This is a genomic window from Halobacillus faecis (assembly GCF_007991335.1).
Classification (GTDB): Bacteria; Bacillota; Bacilli; order Bacillales; family Halobacillaceae; genus Halobacillus; species Halobacillus faecis.
Genome location: NZ_BJYD01000007.1, coordinates 1 through 21,087, shown reverse-complemented (window position 1 = coordinate 21,087; position 21,087 = coordinate 1). Strand labels below are relative to the sequence as shown.

19 protein-coding genes and 2 tRNA genes are annotated in these 21,087 nt (G+C 43.4%); 13 read left to right on the top strand and 8 right to left on the bottom strand.

Features of this window, described 5'->3' with window-relative positions:
• The first annotated feature begins 9 nt into the window (after positions 1 to 9).
• Entirely contained in the window at positions 10 to 909 is a 900-nt protein-coding gene (locus HFA01_RS05520; RefSeq protein ID WP_146814062.1) for an MBL fold metallo-hydrolase, read from the top strand.
• On the opposite strand, the gene HFA01_RS05515 is transcribed toward HFA01_RS05520, so the two are convergent.
• From HFA01_RS05515 to HFA01_RS05500, 4 genes are all read right to left on the bottom strand, one after another.
• Positions 896 to 1,573, bottom strand: a complete 678-nt coding sequence (locus HFA01_RS05515; RefSeq protein ID WP_146814060.1) for a DUF421 domain-containing protein — start codon at positions 1,571 to 1,573, stop codon at positions 896 to 898. The genes HFA01_RS05520 and HFA01_RS05515 overlap by 14 nt on opposite strands.
• A 104-nt stretch (positions 1,574 to 1,677) precedes the next feature.
• On the bottom strand, positions 1,678 to 2,100 hold the full coding sequence (locus tag HFA01_RS05510) for a GNAT family N-acetyltransferase (protein ID WP_146814057.1): 423 nt from the start codon (positions 2,098 to 2,100) through the stop codon (positions 1,678 to 1,680).
• Positions 2,101 to 2,106: 6 nt separating this feature from the next.
• Positions 2,107 to 2,622 (bottom strand): 2'-5' RNA ligase family protein, encoded by a 516-nt coding sequence (locus HFA01_RS05505; protein ID WP_146814055.1) that lies wholly within the window; start codon positions 2,620 to 2,622, stop codon positions 2,107 to 2,109.
• 31 nt (positions 2,623 to 2,653) lie between these two features.
• Positions 2,654 to 3,382 (bottom strand): alpha/beta hydrolase, encoded by a 729-nt coding sequence (locus tag HFA01_RS05500; protein ID WP_146814053.1) that lies wholly within the window; start codon positions 3,380 to 3,382, stop codon positions 2,654 to 2,656.
• Positions 3,383 to 3,674: 292 nt separating this feature from the next.
• Here HFA01_RS05500 and HFA01_RS05495 point away from each other — a divergent pair.
• Positions 3,675 to 3,747 (top strand) — tRNA-Val (locus HFA01_RS05495).
• 141 nt (positions 3,748 to 3,888) lie between these two features.
• Here HFA01_RS05495 and HFA01_RS05490 read toward each other — a convergent pair.
• Entirely contained in the window at positions 3,889 to 5,208 is a 1,320-nt protein-coding gene (locus HFA01_RS05490; protein WP_146814051.1) for a DUF2254 domain-containing protein, read from the bottom strand.
• 172 nt (positions 5,209 to 5,380) lie between these two features.
• Here HFA01_RS05490 and HFA01_RS05485 point away from each other — a divergent pair.
• Positions 5,381 to 5,453, top strand: a tRNA-Val gene (locus HFA01_RS05485).
• 138 nt (positions 5,454 to 5,591) lie between these two features.
• Here HFA01_RS05485 and HFA01_RS05480 read toward each other — a convergent pair.
• Both HFA01_RS05480 and HFA01_RS05475 read right to left on the bottom strand, forming a co-directional pair.
• Positions 5,592 to 6,257, bottom strand: coding sequence for a DUF3889 domain-containing protein (locus HFA01_RS05480; protein WP_146814049.1), 666 nt, complete (start codon positions 6,255 to 6,257; stop codon positions 5,592 to 5,594).
• A 116-nt stretch (positions 6,258 to 6,373) separates the two neighbouring features.
• Positions 6,374 to 6,862 (bottom strand): hypothetical protein, encoded by a 489-nt coding sequence (locus HFA01_RS05475; protein WP_146814047.1) that lies wholly within the window; start codon positions 6,860 to 6,862, stop codon positions 6,374 to 6,376.
• 203 nt (positions 6,863 to 7,065) lie between these two features.
• On the opposite strand from HFA01_RS05475, the gene HFA01_RS05470 reads away from it, so the two are divergent.
• Positions 7,066 to 8,451, top strand: coding sequence for an alkaline phosphatase (locus tag HFA01_RS05470; protein WP_146814045.1), 1,386 nt, complete (start codon positions 7,066 to 7,068; stop codon positions 8,449 to 8,451).
• Between the two features lie 55 nt (positions 8,452 to 8,506).
• A complete protein-coding gene (locus tag HFA01_RS05465) occupies positions 8,507 to 9,163 on the top strand; it encodes a hypothetical protein (RefSeq protein WP_146814043.1) in 657 nt (218 codons plus the stop codon).
• Positions 9,164 to 9,241: 78 nt separating this feature from the next.
• Here the strand turns inward: HFA01_RS05465 and HFA01_RS05460 are convergent, their stop codons facing one another.
• Positions 9,242 to 10,105, bottom strand: a complete 864-nt coding sequence (locus HFA01_RS05460) for an SDR family oxidoreductase (protein ID WP_146814042.1) — start codon at positions 10,103 to 10,105, stop codon at positions 9,242 to 9,244.
• A 227-nt stretch (positions 10,106 to 10,332) separates the two neighbouring features.
• On the opposite strand from HFA01_RS05460, the gene HFA01_RS05455 reads away from it, so the two are divergent.
• The 8 genes from HFA01_RS05455 to HFA01_RS05420 all read left to right on the top strand — a co-directional run bounded on the left by HFA01_RS05455 (position 10,333) and on the right by HFA01_RS05420 (position 21,019).
• Positions 10,333 to 11,805, top strand: coding sequence for a CoA-acylating methylmalonate-semialdehyde dehydrogenase (locus HFA01_RS05455; protein ID WP_146814039.1), 1,473 nt, complete (start codon positions 10,333 to 10,335; stop codon positions 11,803 to 11,805).
• 285 nt (positions 11,806 to 12,090) lie between these two features.
• Positions 12,091 to 12,981: a nitrilase-related carbon-nitrogen hydrolase gene (locus tag HFA01_RS05450; RefSeq protein WP_146814037.1), complete on the top strand. Its 891-nt coding sequence runs from the start codon at positions 12,091 to 12,093 to the stop codon at positions 12,979 to 12,981.
• Between the two features lie 130 nt (positions 12,982 to 13,111).
• Positions 13,112 to 14,521, top strand: coding sequence for an NAD(P)-dependent oxidoreductase (locus HFA01_RS05445; protein ID WP_146814035.1), 1,410 nt, complete (start codon positions 13,112 to 13,114; stop codon positions 14,519 to 14,521).
• Positions 14,509 to 15,795, top strand: coding sequence for an NAD-dependent dihydropyrimidine dehydrogenase subunit PreA (preA, locus tag HFA01_RS05440; protein ID WP_089653978.1), 1,287 nt, complete (start codon positions 14,509 to 14,511; stop codon positions 15,793 to 15,795). Before HFA01_RS05445 ends, preA begins: the two co-directional genes overlap by 13 nt.
• Positions 15,796 to 15,813: 18 nt before the next feature.
• A complete protein-coding gene (hydA, locus tag HFA01_RS05435) occupies positions 15,814 to 17,229 on the top strand; it encodes a dihydropyrimidinase (RefSeq protein ID WP_146814033.1) in 1,416 nt (471 codons plus the stop codon).
• Positions 17,230 to 17,322: 93 nt separating this feature from the next.
• The gene (locus HFA01_RS05430; RefSeq protein WP_146814031.1) at positions 17,323 to 18,816 is read left to right on the top strand and encodes an NCS1 family transporter; all 1,494 of its coding nucleotides are present in this window, start codon (positions 17,323 to 17,325) and stop codon (positions 18,814 to 18,816) included.
• A 15-nt stretch (positions 18,817 to 18,831) separates the two neighbouring features.
• Positions 18,832 to 19,068 (top strand): hypothetical protein, encoded by a 237-nt coding sequence (locus HFA01_RS05425; protein WP_146814029.1) that lies wholly within the window; start codon positions 18,832 to 18,834, stop codon positions 19,066 to 19,068.
• 364 nt (positions 19,069 to 19,432) lie between these two features.
• Positions 19,433 to 21,019 carry a PucR family transcriptional regulator gene (locus tag HFA01_RS05420; protein ID WP_146814027.1) on the top strand — a complete coding sequence of 529 codons (1,587 nt, stop codon included), beginning with the start codon at positions 19,433 to 19,435 and terminating at the stop codon, positions 21,017 to 21,019.
• Positions 21,020 to 21,087: the final 68 nt, after the last annotated feature.

The window sequence follows — 21,087 nt, the reverse complement described above, 5'->3', positions numbered from 1 at the left end:
GTCGTGGATATGTCTTTTCAACAAGTGGATGAATGTTGTTACTACTATCACAGTACGGTCAATATTGGATACGTACATCAAGGGATGAATGGGGTACTCATCGATGCAGGAATCGATGCTTCATCCGTGAAAAAGGTGCTCAAGGAACTCGAGAAAAGAGAGCTTCCCTTGACGCACCTTTTTATTACCCATGCCCATGCGGATCATTATGGAGGGGCAAGGTATGTTCAGGAAAACTACGAAGTTTATACCGTCGCTCCTGTGTTTGAAGAAGCTATTTTAAGAAATCCAGCTATGGAACCCCTTTATTTATTCGGAGGAAATGATCCGTTGCCAGAGTTACATAACAAATTTTTAGAAGGGCCATCTGTAAGGGTGGATGAGGTCGTAGATGAAGGGGAGATAGGGTTTGGTTCGTTAAGGGCGGAAGCTTACCATCTTCCTGGTCATAGTTATCATCAGTTAGCTTTGAAAGTTAATGGCATTCTCTTTGCGGCTGACAGTTATTTTAGTGTAGAGACACTGAAAAAACATAAGATTCCTTTTATGACAGATGTCAGTTTGGCGTTGGACAGTTTGGACCGCCTTTCTCAAATTCCATGCAGGGGGGCGCTTCCCGGGCATGGTAGGTTTGAGGCTTCTCCCACCACGACAATCCAAAACAACATGGATTACCATGAGCAGCTGTCCGCCTGGTTGCACCAATACCTGGCTGAAGAAGGTCCAGCTGCGCATGAGGAGATCGTTAGGGCTATGTGTGAGCACTATCATGTTGAAGCTCAGGGTTTATCCCAATGGCTACTATTCAGAACAGCGGTCACCGCTTACTTAATCGGATTAAAAAAAGCGGGCCTCGTGGAGGACCGCATCATGAATAATACGTGGAGTTTTTATATTACAGACCAATGACGAATAAGTCCGGTTCGCCTTCTTTGTGTTCGGCGTACATGACTTCAGCAGGATCGTTATAGCTTTGTGCTCTCAGTTGGTCATTCAGCCACTTCTCATCAAAACCTGCTTCTTTGAGATTGTCCCAGATGACCTCTCCATCACTGATGATGGTACGAGGAAGAGGAACAGGTTGAGGGGCTAAATTCATGTCGTTACGTGTGACATTTTGATACTGGGAGGACTTAAGGACAGAGATTGTCCCGTCTGTCTCAAGAACAGCGTATTGAACTTCCTGGATAGAAAACACATCCTTGGAGCGTAACAAATGCTGGAGTTGATTAAGATCCAACTTATTTTTCTTAAGTTGACCACGATCGATCTTCCCTTTATATATGACGAGTGAAGGACTTCCTTCCAATATCTTACGTGTCCCTTTAAACTTTTGGGTAATTACTTCTGTTGTGAAGATAAGGATAGTCCATAACAAAATGGCGAAACCGACATCAAGGATTCCGACTTCTTTATCATATAAAGCATTACCGACGAGCTCGCCGAGGACAAGAGCAGAGATGAAGTCGAAGGCGGTAATTTGAGTGATTTGTGTTTTTCCGAGCACTTTTGTCATAACAAATAGTGCAGCAAAACCAAACAATGTTTCTAAAGTGATTTGTAAGTACTCCATAGTGTTTCACGACCCTTATCTGTAGCCTATACGCTTCATTTTAGACAAAAGGATCTTAGGATAAACAAAAAACTCCGGGTGCCCGGAGTTTCTTTGAAAATGATTTATAATTTTTTTACCATCGTGACGTGCGGGATACCGGCATCCATGAATGGTTCTGAAATGGTCACATATCCGAGCGATTCATAGAATGCCTCTGCATGGGTCTGCGCATTCAGCTTGGCTTTATCAAATGCATAATCACGGATGACTTCTTCCATCGACTCGATGATCTGTCTGCCGAATGAGCGGCCCCGGTGTTCCTTGGTGACGCAGATTCGCTCAAGTTTTCCAAATCCTTGAACAAAGCGTAATCGGGCAGCGGCGACCGGCTGATTTTTCTCATATCCAACAAAATGGATAGCGGTATCATCAAATTCGTCGATTTCTATTTCCAAGGGAACCTGTTGTTCATCTACAAAGACGACGCGTCTAACATAAAATGCGTCGTCTCTTTGCTGTTTATTCTTAACCTTTATGATGTCCACGTAAAATCACCCTTTGCCGAGGCGGAACGTTTCATACACACTCCATGCCCCATTTTCGAGCTGATAAAGCAGCTGGAAGCGATCGACTTTATCATTCAAGTCGAACTTCAGCATACGCAGGCTGCCATATACATCAGAGAACTCTTCATCGGAAAGTTTTTGGGCAATTGTAATATGTGGGACAAAAGCGTAATCTTTTTCCTCTGGAAGTTCTCCTGCATGCAGCTTGTCGTTCAATTCGAAAATTTCATCAGACGGTTCGATTTTCAAATAAATCGTATTTGTGACGGGGGAGAAAGAGCTCACCTTATAAACGCCGTACGAAAAAGGCTGCGTGTTTTTAGCAATTTCACTCAATTCAGGGATGATTTTATTCTCAATTTCTTCTTCTTCTGCTTCAAATGCTTCTTTCATCGTGATGTGTGGGGGAATCAATGCATAATGGGGATCGTACCGCTTGCGGTATGAATTCGCCACATCCTGTACTTTTTTTGATGGAAAAACTGCTATTCCGTATCTCATTGGACTAACCCTCCTGTTTCCTTCTATATCGTTACTCCTTACCAAACATTTTCAATAAAGCACGTTCAAAATCCTTCTGCCATGTACCCCATGTATGATCACCATCTAATTCATGGTAGGTATAAGCAAGAGGCTGGCGATTTAAAAATTCGCGCAGTTCACGGTTAGGAGCAAGGAAATTCTTTCTTGCTCCTTCAGTCGTTTCGACATCTGTTTCTTCTAAGCCAATGGTATGATAAATGGTCAATGAAGAAAAATCTTTGGTCGATTGCACAACTTCTTTCACATGTTCATCCACATAAGGACTCTGCATGATGACATTACCAAAAATGTTCGGGAATTTCACGGCAGTCATCAACGCGAGTGTTCCTGCTAAAGAGTCACCGACAAGTGTTCGACCTCGTCCCATGCAGTAACCAGGTAATTCTTCATCAAGGAAAGGGACAACTTCACGAATAAGGAAATTGACGTACTCTCCTTGTTTTTTTCCGTCTGGATGGTATTTGTCCTGACGGTCGTATTTGTCATTGTAATGGATGCCGATGAAAATGGTGTTCTCGATCTTTTCTTCTTTATGGAGCTTATCACTCAACGTGGCCGCGCGCCCCATTGAGTAATAATCGTTTCCATCCTGCATGATACAGAAATGGTATTTGTATAATGGAGAGAAATTCTTTGGGGTGTACACCCTCAGTGTCATTGTCTCCTGTAAGTATTGACTCTCAATGGTATATTCTTTCATGGATCCATCTCTACCCATTTTCCGACCACCTCCTTACAGCATGGAAAGTTCCTTTAGGCTTTCCCATTAAATTTTTCATGTAAACGTTCCACTTTTCATTTTATCATATAATTGTCGAAAAAGTGGAAAAGATGATGGGTGGGATTTTTAGGTAAAATGATCTTTGTTTGATTGGGAGAGGATAGGACGTTCGTGGCTGAAATAAGTGTATGAGGTTTTGAAGTAAGAAGACCATTTAATGAGAGCCTGTTGACATTGTTCGTGTTTCATAGTATACTATTTCTTGTCAGCAATTTCTTTGGTTACATATGATTCCGTAGCTCAGCTGGGAGAGCGCCACCTTGACAGGGTGGAGGTCGTTGGTTCGAGCCCAATCGGAATCACTAATCAAAAAGCGAGCATCCATCATGGATGCTCGCTTTTTTGTCCAAAACAATTAAACAATTTGTACACCCATCCCCTGGCTCTAGAGGAGACCTCTTTCTCCAGACTTTTAAAGCCTCCGTGCAGAGGGATTTGTCCGCTTATTGTTTTTGTAAGGTGAAGTCTTTGTTACAGGCTTTGGCTAATTTTTTTACTTCGTTGTTGAACCTCTTGTAATCGAGTTCATCCAATTCATCTACTTTTACTGCATTGATGATTGTTTCTCCAAAGGTCCAAACGTCTTCTTGAACCGCTTGGTCGTGCATGGCGGCGATTTTGTATAAAGATTCGAGAACACCATTCATTACGGATATGTCATGATAGCCGTAAATTTTTATTTGGTAGAAGCTCTTATAAAGGTATTCTTCAAAGGATTTCGGCTGTGCAATTAAACGAAGCTCGTCATCATCATCAATGTAATATCGGATGGGCTCATAAACCGATCCCAACTCTATAAGCAGTGACCCAATCCGGTTAATGCAGTTCGTTGCCGTATGGGGGTCGTTCAGGCTTGGTGAAATGGCTCTGACTGCAATCTCCACAAGCTTTTGTATGGAGAACTCGACATCCTGTGTATCGATCCGTTCATTCCCAATCAAGACAAAAGCTGTGCATTCCTGCGGGTTAGAAAGTTCCTGATCCGTATCCTTCCAGTAATAAAAGAGAGGCATTCCTTTTTGAATATAGTCTCCCATTAAAAAACTTGTTTCAAGAGTAAGCGTGTGATTTTTAGCCCACTTAATAAGAGATTCATATTGAACATTTTGTACATAACCGGATTTCTCAGCTGCGATCACATGAGCTTTTGATTGGTCTAATGCTTGTAACTCTTTATCGTCCCATTCGGTGGCTGTTTGATAATTCTTTTCTTTAAAAGTTTTTGTGATCAGGGTAGAAGTGCTTTTTCTAATGGCACCAATCAAGTTATTCACTTTCAGGAATCGGGAAGAATGGTGAATGAACAATATGAAAAAGGCTAAACAAATAATGGAGACGATAACGGTAAAGAGAGGGCTCACCAAACCTAGACCCGGTTCTTTTCCTAATAGGAACAAATTAATGAGGGAAAAAATAAAGCCAAATGAAAACACACCCAGCACATGTTGAGTTACACGACTCTTCATGAAATCCTGCAGGGTTCGTGGTGAAAACTGGGTTGTATACGTTGTCAGCACAACCATGATGGTCGAAAAACTGATGGTCGTCATCGTTAAGATGGATGTTACCATCGAGCCATATAACGTTTGAGCGACTGAAGACTTTGTCAAAAATAGAGAAGGGATGTTGCTTTTATATTCTGATATGATCCATTGATCAATGAGCGCGGTTAGCGCGACAGCAATGATTGAAAGGATACTGTATATCGTAGGGAGAAACCAAAAACTGTCTCTGAGATTGATCCAAACCTTTCCTTTATTCATAAAAAGACCTACTTCCTCGTTTAGGGTATGATTCTTAGTATGACCGATTATGGCAGGGATAAAAAGCTACTTTTACATGAACTTAAAAAATTCTTAAAATTTCATTGACACTTTATTTGTTCCGTAGTATATTATTATTTGTCAGCAAAACAGACGACAAATTTCTACATACGATTCCGTAGCTCAGCTGGGAGAGCGCCACCTTGACAGGGTGGAGGTCGTTGGTTCGAGCCCAATCGGAATCATCCATACTAAGTGCCGGAATGGCGCAGTTTCTCATCCAGGGAGAGGCTGCGTCATTTCTTTTTTATTTGATGCAATTATTTATTTTTTCTCATAGAAAAAGAGACAGACGAGAGCTGTCTCTATAAACAGGTAGAGCCTTAGGATACTTCCTTGAGATTGATTGTAATGATTCGGTCTGTCGATGGATTATAAATAACTGTCCCTTCAATGCTCATCGTTTCCTGAGAGGATTCCATGACAAACTTATAAACTTCCTTCACGTTACCATTCTGCTGGGTTTGGCTTAGTTTACTGTAATCCGTGGCATTATAATTCGGGTAAGCCGACTGAGCGATCTCTAGTAAATATTTGCCCCATTTTTCTTCTTCTAATTGAGGGTTGGGTGTGATTTCTACATTGATCACACCCAAATCCACACTTGCACCTAACGCTTCAAAGGCTTTTCGGTGCAGGTTGATTTTATTTTCTGGGTAATTAGGAACTTGGTCTACGACCGTGACTAAAACGACCCGTTGATTGGCTATGTTTTTCACTTTGATCGTTTGTCCGCATTGGTAAGGTGAATTTTGACCGACAGCAGCCGTCATGTATCGGTTATTCGACCATGGGATTCCGCATTTGGTCACTTCTCCGCCTTCTGTCCAGCTGGCCTGGCCGCTCACCGGTTGCCTGAAATCGTAGCCGTAATAGTTCTGGTGGGTACCATAGGGTTGAGGATAGGCATAGCGAAAATAAGAGTGGTAGGGATTTGCCCCATAGGGATAGCCATAACCATAAGGACCATGGTTAAAATTGGAGTGCATTTATTTTCCTCCTGTCTTTACTTTATATCCTCCATAGCCTATGACATTTTTGGCTGGTGTGTGAACGTCCATGATGCACTCCGTTTTTCCGATCAATCACCATATGTAAAGCGGGGCTAATCTACGAGAATTACCCAGTGATCATCTTTTAATGCATTCGGTGAATGGTTAAAAATATTCCTATAAACTGCTTTCATTTCATCGTATAGTGTTTTCGAATGTATAGTTCTTAAGTACTTATCAGGATTGTTTTTAAACGATTGAAGCTTGTTTAAGTCAAGATCGATTTTATAGGAGTAGAAGCGTTCAGATGATCGTAAGAAAGATTTTTCTGTTGGCTCTGCATCACTTTGCGCAAGTGGATGTTTGCTATGTACCCTTAGCCTTCTTGACGTTTGATCATCATCCTCAAGTTCTTCGCTCACTTCATAAAATTTTCTGAAAGGGGCAGCGGAATAACTGTCGATATAACTGGTGCGGAAGCTGAACTCTACAGCTCCATGCTCACCAGATACGACACAAAAAGCGAGGTATGTACACTTATCTGTGATTCCTCGGTCGATCTCCTCCTTGTTACTAAAACAGTGGCAAAAGCTTTTGGTCATGATTACACACCCTTTTCGTTTAGATTTTGACCTATTATACCACGCTTGTCCTTTTTTTCGTTGATTATTAGTTTTCAGTCCATAGACCTAATTCTATTTTCTTAATTTGTGAATTTACGCTAGATTTACAGTTTATTAACCAATGTTTCATATTCCCCAAGTAATATGCGTATTGCATCGACATATGACGAGGAGGAATAAAGTTGTTTAGTAAAAAGTATATGAAAAAATTATTGCCAGTGGCTTTAAGTACATCTTTGATTCTAGGAGGTTCTGCTTTGACCTTTAACGATGAGGTTTCTGCAAAACCTAAAGATGATAAAGGAAAGGTAGAGAACATCATTTTTCTAATTGGAGATGGCATGGGACCTAACTACACATCCGCATACCGTTACTTCAAGGATGACCCTTCTACTCCTTATACAGAAAACACAGCCTTTGATGAACATTTAATTGGCATGCAGGAGACTTATTCTTGGGATCCAGATGAGAGTATTACGGATTCTGCTGCGGCTGCAACTTCAATGGCAGCAGGAATTAAAACTTACAACAATGCCATTGCGGTGGACATGGAAAAGAATGAAGTGAAAACTGCTCTAGAGTTGGCGAAGGAAAAAGGCAAAGCTACGGGTCTAGTAGCGACATCCCAAGTCAATCATGCTACACCTGCATCATTCGGTGCCCATGATGAATCCCGACACAATTACAATGATATCGCTGATGATTATTTTGATGAAAAAGTGAATGGTGAACACAAGATTGATGTATTGCTTGGTGGAGGTACTTCCTATTTCAAAAGGGAGGACCGTGACTTGACCAATGATTTCCAAAAAGATGGATACAGCTATGTGGAATCTCGTGAGGAACTTATGGAAGATTCCAATGATCAAATCGTTGGTTTATTCGCACCTAAAGGGATGGACAAGATGATTGACCGCTCTTCCGATGCTCCTTCCTTAAAGGAAATGACGTCTTCCGCCTTGGACAGGCTAAGCAAGGACAAAGATGGTTTCTTCCTTATGGTGGAAGGCAGTCAGATTGACTGGGCAGGTCATGATAATGATGTAGTAGCGGCTATGAGTGATATGCAGGACTTTGAAGCGGCTTATGAACAAGCTATTGAGTTTGCCAAGAACAATAAGAATACTTTAGTTGTTACGACAGCCGACCACTCTACAGGTGGAATGACGATGGGACGGGATGGAGAATATCAGTGGAATCCTGAACCTTTGAAAGCTGCGAAACGTACGCCTGACTTTATGGCTGCTGAAATTTCAGAAGGAGCAGGGGTCGAAGAAACTTTAAAGCAGTACGTGGACCTTGAATTGACGGACAAAGAAATCCAATCCGTGAAAGATGCAGCTGAAAATGGATCAGTAACAGAGATTGATAATGCGATTGAGCACATTTTCGATATTCGCTCTGGTACCGGTTGGACAACAGGCGGCCATACTGGGGAAGATGTGATTGTGTACGGTTATGGTCCTCAGTCTCAAGAATTCGCAGGACTTCATGATAACCATGAAGTTGGACAAAAGGTCATGAACTTGATGGAGAATGGAAAGATGAAAAAGCAGGCACATAAATAATTGAAAAAGCTTCCCTTCCATAGGGAGGCTTTTTTAGGAAAAGGAGAGATGAACGGTGAAACGTTTGCTGTTATTTTTGAGTTTAACTATTTCCATTATCCTCACTGGGTGTTCAAACCAGGTGGCTGGAGAAGGAAATGAATCGGAGGATCCACCTCCTTTATTCGAAATTCCGGAACAAACGAAGTATAAAAATAATCCCCAAGCTCCCGACGATCAGAACTTAAAAGAAGTGGGGGCCAAGGTAGAAGATATGGATGGACAGTTAACCCTTAAAGGTATAAAGCAGATCGAGAAGTATATAGAAGTAGGGCCGGTCCAGATGGCGGTGAAGGATGTTAAAGTACTCAATTATTCTCCATCCCCTGATTTGGTGGATTACTTCCATGCCTATACTCATAACGAAACAAACTTTAACTATATCAAGTTTACGGTAGCTGTAAAGAATACTGGTGATCAGAAAGTGAATGTAGCCCCCGTGGAAGTCCTGGAGACGAATAACGGGGAGAAGTTGGGGTTCAAGGACGACTTTTATCTAGAAAAGCTAAAAGGTATGTATGAACCAGGTGAAACACGTGTCGGACAAATGGGATTTGTCCTCGAGCATGATTGGAAAGAATTAGAGTCTATGAAAATCGCAACCAGTGATATTTTTGACGAGGAAGGAAGCGTGTTGGTAGAAGGCGATCAGCTAAAAGTAGACCTGCCATGATTGATCGTGAATGTATATGAAAAGAGCGGTCCCCAACCTTTTAGGTTTAGGGACCGCTCTTTTCTGGATGCCATGCTTTTAACCGTTGACGGGTACGCCGCCATTAACGTGGATCATTTGTCCTGTGACGTAGCTGGAGTCCTGGCTTGCTAAATAAACATAGGCAGGAGCAAGTTCATACGGCTGTCCCGGACGGCCCATCGGATTGTTGGAACCAAACTCCGCAACTTTTTGCTTATCAAAACTTGCAGGAATCAATGGTGTCCAGATCGGTCCAGGTGCGACGCCGTTCACCCGGATGCCCTTACTGACCAAGGACTTGGCGAGAGAACGCGTGAATGTAGTAATAGCTCCTTTGGTTGATGAATAGTCAATTAACTGCTCATTCCCCTCATAAGCGGTGACCGATGAGGTGTTGATGATCGTGCTTCCTTTTTGTAAGTGAGGGAGTACGGCCTTAGCCATGTACACATAAGAAAAGAAATTCACCCGGAAGGTCTTTTCAAGCTGCTGATTCGTGATGGCTGTCAGGTCTTTTTGGGGAAATTGCATGGCCGCATTGTTGACGAGGATGTCAATCTGTCCAAATTCAGTCTTTATTCGTTGGACGGTTTCTTCACAAAACGAAGCACTCCCGATATCTCCATTATATAGGCGGCATGTACGGCCTTCTCCTTCAATTAATTGTTTCGTCTTCTCGGCATCCTCTTGTTCGTTAAGATATAAGACGGCAACGTCCGCGCCTTCCTTTGCAAAATAAAGGCTGACAGCACGACCAATCCCGCTGTCTCCCCCTGTGATGACAGCCACTTTTCCCTTTAATTTTCCGCTTCCTTTATACTTTGGATCCACGTATTCCGGAAGTGGCTTCATTTCATATTCAAAACCCGGCTGCCGATCCTGGTGCTGCTTCGGCTGAATTTCCTTCTTTTGATTGCTCAACAGAACCCCTCCTATATGTAAAATACTGGATGACCTGGTCACCCAATAATAGGATGCCCAGGTCATCCAGTATTATCCAAATGACGAATCAAATCTCTACTAAAGGTCATTGTGTCAAAATGGGAGGTTTTTGATTTGACACTTCGTCCATTGATGTAAAAATTTTCTGAATTTATAATATATTCGAAGGGTGTAAAGGAACAGAATCTACGAGTAGAGGTGAAAAAATGGAGACAACTTTCTCAAAGAAGAATCAAGTAACCATTCAAAACTTCATTGGAGGCGAGTGGGTTTCGTCTGAAAACGGGCAAGTGGAGGACGTACCCAATCCTGCAACAGGAGAGATCATTGCACAAGTTCCCATTTCATCGAAAGAGGATGTAGATAAAGCGGTCCAATCAGCGAGAGAAGCATTCAAGACATGGAAAAAAGTACCTGTACCAAAGCGGGCCAGAGTGATGTTTAAGTACCATCAGTTGTTGGTAGAAAATCGCGAAGAGCTGGCAAAGGCACTCACACAGGAAAACGGAAAGACGATGAAAGATGCGACAGGTGAAGTGCAGCGAGGTATTGAATGTGTCGAATTCGCAGCCGGTGCACCCAGCCTTATGATGGGTGACGTCCTTCCGGATATTGCTGAAGGAATTGACTCTGGAATGTACCGCTATCCGGTCGGGGTTGTCGGGGGGATCACACCATTTAACTTCCCGATGATGGTGCCATTGTGGATGTTCCCGCTCGCAATCGTGTGTGGGAATACCTTTGTACTAAAACCATCCGAACGCACGCCGATTCTTGCGAAGATGCTCGTTGAGCTCATACATGAAGCGGGTCTTCCAAAAGGCGTACTCAATGTTGTCAATGGTGCCCATGACGTTGTAAACGGGTTGCTTGAACATGATGAAGTCGACGCCATTTCTTTCGTTGGTTCTCAGCCTGTTGCTGAATATGTGTACAAAACAGCTGCCAACCACGGCAAGCGCGTTCAAGCACTCGCTGGAGCCAAGAACCACTCCATCGTTCTTCCGGATTGTAACTTAGACAAGTCGGTAGAAGGAATTATCAATGCAGCTTTCGGAAGCGCGGGGGAGCGTTGCATGGCTTGTTCTGTAGTCGTAGCCGTCGGTGATGTAGCTGATGATCTTGTCGCTAAATTAAAAGAAGCGGCGGATCAGTTGAATGTAGGAAATGGACTGGATGAGGAAACGAGTCTCGGACCATTGATTCGTGACTCCCACCGCGAGCGAGTTCTCGGGTACATTGAAGCAGGGGAACAGGATAATGCGAAGCTTGTGCGTGATGGCCGGGTGGAACTTCGTGAGAATGAGTCTGGATATTTCCTTGGTGCGACAATCTTTGATTACGTCACCGAGGATATGAAGATTTGGAAAGATGAGATTTTTGCTCCTGTTCTTAGTATTGTTCGGGCTGACACGCTTGATGAAGCGATTGAAACAGCCAACAAATCTGAATTTGCCAATGGTGCTGTTATTTACACAACAAGCGGAAAAGCCGTTCAACAGTTCAGAGAAGAGATGGATGCCGGTATGCTTGGTGTCAATGTCAACGTACCTGCCCCAATGGCGTTCTTCCCATTCTCTGGAAACAAAAAGTCCTTCTATGGCGATCTCCATGCCAATGGTAAAGATGGACTCAACTTCTATACGAAGCGTAAAATGCTGACCCAACGCTGGTACTAATTTTATAGGTGCGCGGAATTTAAACATTTCGCGCGCTTCCCACTATTTGAATCCACAAAATCCCTGCCAATCTTACAAAAAATCTAAACGCAGAGTGCAACATTTAACATTTTGTATAATGGAATTTTTAAATTTTTGATGTAAAGTATAATTAGTTATTTAAAAATTCAGTAAATAATGAAAATTCAATCATTAGGAGGTTGCGGGTTTACAAGAAATCCTAGTCTTGGGACTTGGTTTCAAGGTGAATGGACAACAAAAAGGATTACATAAGGAGGAATTATAGTGTCTGATAAAGTCCAAATTGGTTTAATCCAGGCTTCACATGATGTGGACGGGAGTGAGCCAGTAGAAGTTCATAAGCAACAATCGATTGAAAAACATATCAAACTAGTAAAAGAAGCCGCGGATAAAGGGGCGCAGATCATCTGCCTTCAGGAAATTTTCTATGGCCCATACTTTTGCTCAGAACAAAATCCGAAGTGGTACGAATCAGCGGAAGAAATTCCTAATGGTCCGACAACGAAACGTTTTCAAGACCTTGCAAAAGAACTAGGCGTCGTTATTGTTCTTCCGATCTATGAAAAAGAAGGCATCGCGACCTACTATAATACAGCTGCCGTGATCGATGCGGACGGCTCTTATCTAGGGAAGTACCGGAAACATCACATTCCACAAGTCGCTGTCGGAGACAAAGGACACGGTTTCTGGGAAAAATATTACTTCAAGCCAGGAAACCTCGGCTATCCTGTATTCGATACGGCCTTTGCCAAAGTCGGTGTTTATATCTGCTATGACCGCCACTTCCCTGAGGGTGCTAGATTACTAGGGTTAAACGGGGCCGAAGTGGTCTTCAACCCATCAGCAACTGTCGCTGGACTTTCTGAGTACCTATGGAAACTCGAGCAGCCTGCTCATGCTGTAGCGAATGGGTATTACCTTGGCGCAATCAACCGTGTCGGTTATGAAGGGCCGTGGAACATGGGTGAATTTTATGGACAGTCTTACCTTGTCGACCCACGCGGAAACTTCGTTGCAACCGCCAGCCGTGATCAAGATGAAGTCCTCGTTGCAGAAATGGACAAGAAGTTTATCCGTGAAGTACGTGACACATGGCAGTTCTATCGCGACCGCCGTCCTGAAACTTACGAAAACATGGTTGAGCTTCTCCCTTAAAACCTATCCATCAGACACAAAGTAGAAGTTCTGCATAGAGCAAAAGAAAATGAACCATTTTCTCTATGTGGAACTTTTTTATTAAGAGGCTAATCTAAAAGCCTCTCTTTCATTAAAGGAGGGAAACATCTTGACCCAGTTAAAGAGTAAAGGAATCTCATTAGAAAACTTGAAGGTGAACTTTGAGGAAGTCCATGACGGGCTGAATGCTCAGGAAGCGATGGAGGAATCCAACCGCTGCTTATATTGTTACGATGCGCCTTGTATCCAGGCTTGCCCGACAGGGATCGATATCCCTAAATTCATTAAAAAGATCGCATCCGGGAACTTAAAAGGATCGGCCACGACAATTATGTCTTCCAACCCAGTCGGAGCCACCTGCGCTCGTGTTTGTCCGACCGAAGAGTTATGCGAAGGGGCCTGTGTTTTGAACCATTCCACTGAACCAATCTTAATTGGCGATCTGCAACGATTTGCCACAGACTGGGCAATTAAAAACGAACAGCTACTGTTCAAACCAGGCAAGAAAAACGGGAAAAAAGTTGCGGTTGTTGGAGGGGGCCCTGCAGGCTTATCTGCCGCTAGAGAACTGGCCAGGTTCGGTTACGATGTGACGATTTTTGAGGCGGAGGCCGAAGCGGGTGGTCTTGATACTTATGGGATTGTCTCTTTCCGTCTTCCTCAGGACATTTCTCGCTGGGAAGTCGATCAAGTGGAAAAACTGGATGTTGAAATCCGAACAAATACTCGCGTTGGAACAGATGTTTCTTTTGAAGAGCTGACCAATGATTATGATTCGATCGTTCTGACGATCGGCATGGGAAATGTTCCGATGCTAGGCATTGATGGAGAGGATCTGGACGGTGTGCACGACGCGATTGAGTTTGTGAAAAGCACGAAGTCCGGCCCAATCACTGACGAACTTCTGGGTAAAAATGTGGTCGTTGTTGGTGCTGGTAACACGGCCATTGATGCAGCGACTTGTGCCGCTCGAAAAGGAGCAGACGATGTGAAAATCGTCTACCGCAGGACAAGAAACGAAATGACGGCCTATGAATTTGAATATGACTTTGCAAAACAGGATGATGTGGAATTCAACTGGTTGACCCAGCCTATTGAAATCATCGGTGATGAAAGCGGAAAAGTCACGCACCTCAAATGTGTGAAGATGGCCCTTGGCGAGCCGGATGCTGATGGACGTCGCAGACCATCTCCTGTAGAAAACTCTGAATTCGTCATGGAAGTAGACGCTGTCATTAAAGCGATTGGACAAAGTCGTTATACCGACCTTATCGAAGGGTTCGGGCTGGATCATGAAGGTGGCGTGGTCACAGTCGATCCAGAAACATTGCAGACATCGAACCCGAAAGTTTTTTCAGCGGGAGATGTCATTTTTGCTAAAGGTCAGGGAGAAGCAATGGTCGTGACAGCTGCTCAGCAAGGAAAAGAGGCGGCGATGGCGATCCACAAACAACTGGCACCTGAACCGACGAACGCCTACAAATCTTTCAACAAGGAGGAACATACATGGCTGACTTAAGTTTGAATTTAGCAGGAATTAAATCACCGAATCCATACTGGCTCGCATCTGCACCTCCAACAAACTCAGGCTATCAGGTCCAGCGTGCATTTGAAGCAGGGTGGGGTGGTGCCGTTTGGAAAACATTAGGTGAACCAATTTTAAACGTATCCTCCCGTTTTGCTGCCGTAGGATTTAATGGAAAACAAGTGGCCGGCTTCAATAACATTGAGCTGATCACAGACCGTCCATTGGAAGTGAACTTGAAAGAAATTTATGAAACGAAAAAAAGGTTTCCAGACCATGCGATTATCGCCTCGTTAATGGTTGAACCGACTCAGGAAAAATGGCATGAAATCGTCAAACGTGTCGAAGATGTCGGGGTGGATGGACTGGAGTTGAACTTCGGGTGTCCACACGGGATGGCGGAACGCGGCATGGGAGCAGCCTCCGGCCAGGTTCCAGAGCTCGTTGAGAAGCAGACGATGTGGGCGAAAGAAGTCGCTCAAACGCCTGTCATCGTAAAACTCACACCGAATATTACCGACATTACCTTCACAGCAGAAGCAGCCGTCAATGGCGGCGCGGATGCAGTTAGTATGATTAACACGATCAACAGTCTCGCTGGGGTTGATATCGATTCATGGGATACGATACCAAACGTAGCCGGCAAAGGAGCACACGGTGGATACTGTGGTCCTGCCGTGAAGCCGATTGCATTGAATATGGTCGCAGAATGTGCCCGCCATCCGAAAATCAATGTGCCAATATCAGGAATGGGCGGGGTATCGAGCTGGAGAGAAGCTGTCGAGTTCATGCTTATGGGAGCGACAGGTGTCCAGGTTTGTACAGCAGCGATGCACCACGGATTCAGTATCATTGATGATATGGTCGAGGGTCTCGACAATTACCTTGACGAAAAAGGCATTGATTCTGTCATGGATTTGGTCGGGAAGTCTGTTGAGAAATACAGTGACTGGGGGAATTTAGACCTCAATCACCAAGTCGTCGCTCAAATTAACAACGATGTCTGTATCAACTGTAATAAGTGCCACATCGCTTGTGAAGATACTTCTCACCAGTGTATCGATATGTTGAAAGACGCTAATGGCAACGACATTCTGAAAGTTCGGGAAGAGGATTGTGTCGGATGTAATCTTTGCAGCATCGTCTGTCCAGTCGATGGCGCGATCGATATGGTGGAATATGCGAACGGCAAGCCTCCGATGACATGGAATGAAAGACAAGCAGCCATAGGTGCGGCATCCTCTTGTGATGTCAATTTAATTAAGTAATTTTAATGGAGGGATTAGATGAAGAAAATCATCAAAAATGGAACGATTGTTACGGCAGCTGATACGTACAAAGCGGATATCCTCATCGAAAATGAAAAAATTGCTCTGATCGGTCAGGATTTGACCGATCCTTCAGCAGAAGTGGTGGATGCGGAAGGGAATTACATTTTCCCTGGAGGAATCGATCCTCACACGCACCTTGAGATGCCATTTGGTGGGACGGTTAGTAAAGATGACTTTGAAACAGGTACCATCGCGGCTGCTCATGGTGGGACAACTACGGTCATCGACTTTTGCCTGACAGACAAAGGAAAGCCACTACAGAATTCGATCGATCAGTGGCACGCGAAATCAAAGGATAAATCCGTCATCGATTACAGCTTTCATCTCATGATTGGTGAAATGAACGATGATGTCCTCGAGCAGCTTCCAAGTGTCATTGAGGATGAAGGCATTACTTCATTCAAGGTTTTCATGGCCTATAAAAATGTGTTCCAAGCAGACGACGGCACACTTTTCCGTACATTAGAACAAGCGAAAAAGCTGGGTGCCTTAGTCATGGTCCACGCGGAAAACGGGGATGTGATTGATCACCTAGTAAATAAAGCATTGGAAGCTGGACAAACAGATCCGATCTATCATGCATTGACGCGTCCTCCTGAAGTAGAAGGAGAAGCGACGGGACGTGCAGCGGAATTGACGGGACTTGCTGACTCCCAGCTCTATGTCGTCCACGTAACTTGTGAACAGGCGGTCGATGCTATCGCAAAAGCTCGTAAGAAGGGGTACAACGTCACAGGCGAAACGTGCCCGCAATACTTAGTCCTCGATCAAAGTTACCTAGAAAAGCCAGATTTCGAAGGAGCCAAGTATGTGTGGTCTCCACCACTTCGTGAAAAGCACCACCAGGAAGTGTTATGGAAAGCCCTAAAGACAGGCGATCTCCAAACACTTGGTTCCGATCAGTGTTCCTTTGACTTTAAAGGTCAGAAAGACTTAGGAAAAGGAGACTTCACGAAGATTCCAAACGGCGGTCCGATCATTGAAGACCGTGTAAGCATCCTTTTCTCTGAAGGTGTGAAAAAAGGACGCATCACACTGAACGAGTTCGTAGATATTATGTCGACGAAAATTGCGAAGACATTCGGACTGTTCCCACAAAAAGGAACCATTTCCGTTGGCGCAGATGCGGATATCCTCATCTTCGATCCGACTGTAGAACGGACAATTTCCGTAGAAACGAGTCACATGGCTGCCGATTACAATCCATTCGAAGGAATAAAAGTGACAGGACAGCCAATCAGTGTCCTCTCACGTGGTGATTTTGTCATTAAGAACAAAGAATTTGTCGGTAAACTTGGCAAAGGAAATTATTTAAAACGTTCCCGTTACGGGGAACTGACATCCTCCAAAGAAGAACTTTATCAGAAGTAACCTGTCCGTATGCCATGGAATGTAGGCTGCCTCGCTTTATAGAAAGTCAGGCAGCCTTTTAAAAAACAGGTATAGGTAGGAGGAGTCCAAAGTATGGACAAAAAAACAAATCATTTGATGTCACCAGATTTAATGCCCATCCCCCACAATGAGAAAAAAATCAGCACCTTAGGATTTTCGTTTATGTGGGTCGGGATGGCTGTTGTACTGGCAGCTTTCGCTATAGGGGGAGCGGGTGTTCAGGAAATATCCTTGATCTGGGTCGTTCTTGGCACATTGGTGGGAACGATTCTAATCGGTCTTGCGATTTCTGTGACGGCTGATATTGGAATCGAACATGGGATATCTTTCCCAGTATATATGAGAGCCCCTTTTGGGACGGTAGGTACCCATTTTCCATCTGTCGTGCGCGGGGTTGCTGCATCGATGTGGTTCGGGATTAATACGTTTTTCGGTTCAACAGCCATCAATGGAATTTTAAACATTTTATTCGGTTTTGATAATTGGTTTGTTTGCTATATTCTTTTTGCTTTATTTCAGTTATTCAACACGGCACTAGGCATCAAAGCGGTAGAAAAATTCGCTGACCTGGCAGCCCCGATCATAATCTTGATTGGAGTATGGATGTATTTTACTTTAGCTGGAACAGCATCTGAACAGGGGAAAGACATATGGAGCTGGGTGGAAAGCCCCGTAACCGGAGGAGCAGCTTTTACAGCTTTTGTTGTTGTCGTTGTTGGGAATATGGGATATTGGTCGACGCTTGCAGCTGATATTTCCTCGATCTCCCGTTTTATAAAAGCACCGAAACTGGAGCGTAATTGGGTAAAAAGAAACAAAGGGGCTCTCGTAGGAAGCCTTGTCGCACTGCCATTGACCCAAACTTTCATCGTTGTTCTTGGTGCTGTCTCTTACATTGCTGTATCCAACTTTGACCCTGTTGTCGCTTTACAGGAGTCAGCCAGTGGACTTGTTTTAGGGATTCTTTTATTGATGATCGTTCTTGCCCAGTGGTCCACAAACGTTTCTGCAAACATCGTCCCAGCGGCTACCATCTTTTCAAATGTCGGCGGGCCGAAGCTTCCATTCTGGGCCGGCGTTTTTATCGCAGGTTTAGTAGGTACAGTCATTCAGCCGTGGAGTATTTTTAACTTATTGATTCCCGTATTGCTGATTGCCGCAGCTATTCTCTCTGTCATTGTAGGCATCATTTTTGCCGATTACTATTTATTGAGGAAGCGGAGAATGAACGTTCACGACTTGTATAAGCAAGGCGGCCAATTCCGTTACGATGGAGGAGTCAACTGGGCAGGCATCATTTCATGGGTCATCGGAAGTGCCTTCGCCTACACATTCTCCACCTACTCTTTCTTCGTAGGATTTGGCGTTGGTGCCTTATGTTATTACTTATTAGCTAAACATTGGTATTTTAAAAAGCATCCCCAGGCAGAAATCGATAACCCAAGTGACGATGAATACCTTGGCATAACCGTCGGCCGGGACTGGGTGATCGGAGAAAAATTCGTAGAAGAAAAGCTGGGGCGTAAGACAGGAACAGAGGGATCCACACAGAAAATGGATGCATAACAAGGAGGAATTCAAATGTCTGACCATCGCGAGTTTGAAGCAGAACGCGAAAAAATCGACTTTTTATTGGAACAAGGTTATGTGATCAGTGGAGTCACGGAAAATTTAAGTGGAGCATTCGTTGAGTTTCAATATAAAGGAAACGAATCCGGCAAAGGTGAAAAGGAACGGCTTCATATCCTGCACCCGGATGCGAGGAAATATTTCTCTACCATCCTCGTCCAGCAACAGAAAAAACAGAGTGTGAAATAGAAAAAAAGAGGATTGGCCAACGCCAATCCTCTTTTTTGATCTAAACATTGAAGTCACTGATAAAAGTGCAAAGCAACAGATAAAAGCCTATAATCCGCTGAAAAAAATCAAAATCCCACCGATAAAAGCTTAAAACTCACTGATAAATTTGTAAGCCCTACAATAATTGAAAAGCGTAAGCGTTCTGTACAAGAACAAATGGATCTCGGGTTCACTCAAAATTCCACCACACACAGACCTTCCCATTTACTGAATATCTAGGCATGTTAGATTTACTAGGACTATTAAACTTTTTTGTTAGAAAATCTCACAATCTATTAGATTTTTCTGAAAAATTATTGTACTTTAAAAGAGGGGTCATTCAATGAACGAACACATGTCGATTGAGAACATCCTGAAAAGGGACCATTTCGCTTCTGCTGAAGTTATTGCTGGTCGGAGGGGCATCGACCGGCTGGTCAAATGGGTTCACGTTTATGAAATGATCGAAGTGAGAAAGAATTTGAAAGGTGGAGAGCTTGTCCTCTCAACAGGATTTGGTTGGAAGGATGATCATGAGCTTTTTCTCCATTTATTAAGACAATTAGTTGAAAAAGAAGTAGCCGGAATTTGTATAGAAATTGGGAGTTTCGTTGATTACATAAGCCAGGAAGCCATTGATTATGCAGAAGCCAACGATTTTCCAATTGTCTTATTCCGGGAAGAAGTTTCTTTTGTAGAGATCACTCAAGATATTCATGCGGATCTCATCAATCAGCAATACGAGTTCATTACGAACTTAGAAGATTATTCCCAGCGTCTGAATAAACGCTTGTTGTCGATTGATAACTACTTTGAGATTCTAAAAAACTTGCAGCAATATGTGAATTGCCAGCTCGTTTATATTGCCAAGGATCATACGGTCGTCACGATCCCAGCCTTGAGAGAGAAAGAACGCGAGCAAGTGTTGATGGAGCTGAGCAAGCCGAATACCGGGTCGAGAAGAGTCTTAAAACAGCCGGTCCAAGTATTTGATCGGGAATTTGCGAATATTTACTTATTGTCCAACCGGAGAGAGTTTGGTGAATTCGAATCATTATTATTGGACCGAACAGGGACTGCACTTGCGCAATACTTATTAAGAGAACTCTATACAGAGGAAAAAAGAAAAGCCAAAGAAACAGAATGGCTGATCGAATGGTTGCAGGGAGAGCATGAAGAAGAGGAGATTCGTGACAGACTAGCCATTTACAAACTGGACAAAACCGTAAAAGGAGCGATTGTACTCACCATAAAGTTGAATATGGTGGACAGGCAGAAATCCAACCCTGACCTCACTTATATGAATATGCTAATCCACAATATTTTTGACCAGAACGGTTATTATGTTTTCCCAGTAGAAAAGCGTCATCAGCTTACTTTTATTCTTTTGAATAGAAAAGAAGCAGAAGATTGGAAGGAAAGGATCAAACGGGGGGTTGTGAGGCTGCAGAAGATCAGTCTGTTGAATGATTCTAGTATTTCATCTTTTCAAATTGCAGGTGGTAAATACGTCAAAGAACTATCCAGGTTGCATGAAAGTTTCCAAACCGCCCAGGAGACCTTAACTCTACAGGAGAAGCTTCCAGAAAGTCAGTCCAAATTTTTTTACGATGACTTACACATGTACCGATTGATTTCACTCGTCCATCAGCACAGTAACCTCGGTGGATTAGTCGAAGAGTACTTAGAACCGATTATAAAATACGACGAAAAAAATAACACCAACCTCCTGGAAACATTAAGGGTCTATTTGGCGTGCAACGGATCCAAAAAAGAAACCGCTTCCAAAGTTTTTGTTGTCCGTCAGACGCTATATCATCGCTTGGAGAAGTTAGAAAAACTGTTGGGACCGGATTTCATGGAATGTGAAAAAAGACAGGTCATCGAGTTTGCACTTCTCGCCTATGAATACCAAAGAGCCGTCACCTAACCGTTCTTGCTTAAACACTTATTCGTTTTTTTGAATAAGTGTTTTTCTATTATTCTTTTCCAACTAAA

Bases quoted from the DNA above. Each gene is read 5' to 3' on its own strand.
- HFA01_RS05520 (WP_146814062.1), top strand. From the start codon at position 10: ATGTCTTTTCAACAAGTGGATGAATGTTGTTACTACTATCACAGTACG.
- HFA01_RS05515 (WP_146814060.1), bottom strand. From the start codon at position 1,573: ATGGAGTACTTACAAATCACTTTAGAAACATTGTTTGGTTTTGCTGCA.
- HFA01_RS05505 (WP_146814055.1), bottom strand. From the start codon at position 2,622: ATGAGATACGGAATAGCAGTTTTTCCATCAAAAAAAGTACAGGATGTG.
- HFA01_RS05500 (WP_146814053.1), bottom strand. From the start codon at position 3,382: ATGGGTAGAGATGGATCCATGAAAGAATATACCATTGAGAGTCAATAC.
- HFA01_RS05490 (WP_146814051.1), bottom strand. From the start codon at position 5,208: ATGAATAAAGGAAAGGTTTGGATCAATCTCAGAGACAGTTTTTGGTTT.
- HFA01_RS05480 (WP_146814049.1), bottom strand. From the start codon at position 6,257: ATGCACTCCAATTTTAACCATGGTCCTTATGGTTATGGCTATCCCTAT.
- HFA01_RS05475 (WP_146814047.1), bottom strand. From the start codon at position 6,862: ATGACCAAAAGCTTTTGCCACTGTTTTAGTAACAAGGAGGAGATCGAC.
- HFA01_RS05455 (WP_146814039.1), top strand. From the start codon at position 10,333: ATGGAGACAACTTTCTCAAAGAAGAATCAAGTAACCATTCAAAACTTC.
- preA (WP_089653978.1), top strand. From the start codon at position 14,509: ATGGCTGACTTAAGTTTGAATTTAGCAGGAATTAAATCACCGAATCCA.
- hydA (WP_146814033.1), top strand. From the start codon at position 15,814: ATGAAGAAAATCATCAAAAATGGAACGATTGTTACGGCAGCTGATACG.
- HFA01_RS05430 (WP_146814031.1), top strand. From the start codon at position 17,323: ATGGACAAAAAAACAAATCATTTGATGTCACCAGATTTAATGCCCATC.
- HFA01_RS05425 (WP_146814029.1), top strand. From the start codon at position 18,832: ATGTCTGACCATCGCGAGTTTGAAGCAGAACGCGAAAAAATCGACTTT.
- HFA01_RS05420 (WP_146814027.1), top strand. From the start codon at position 19,433: ATGAACGAACACATGTCGATTGAGAACATCCTGAAAAGGGACCATTTC.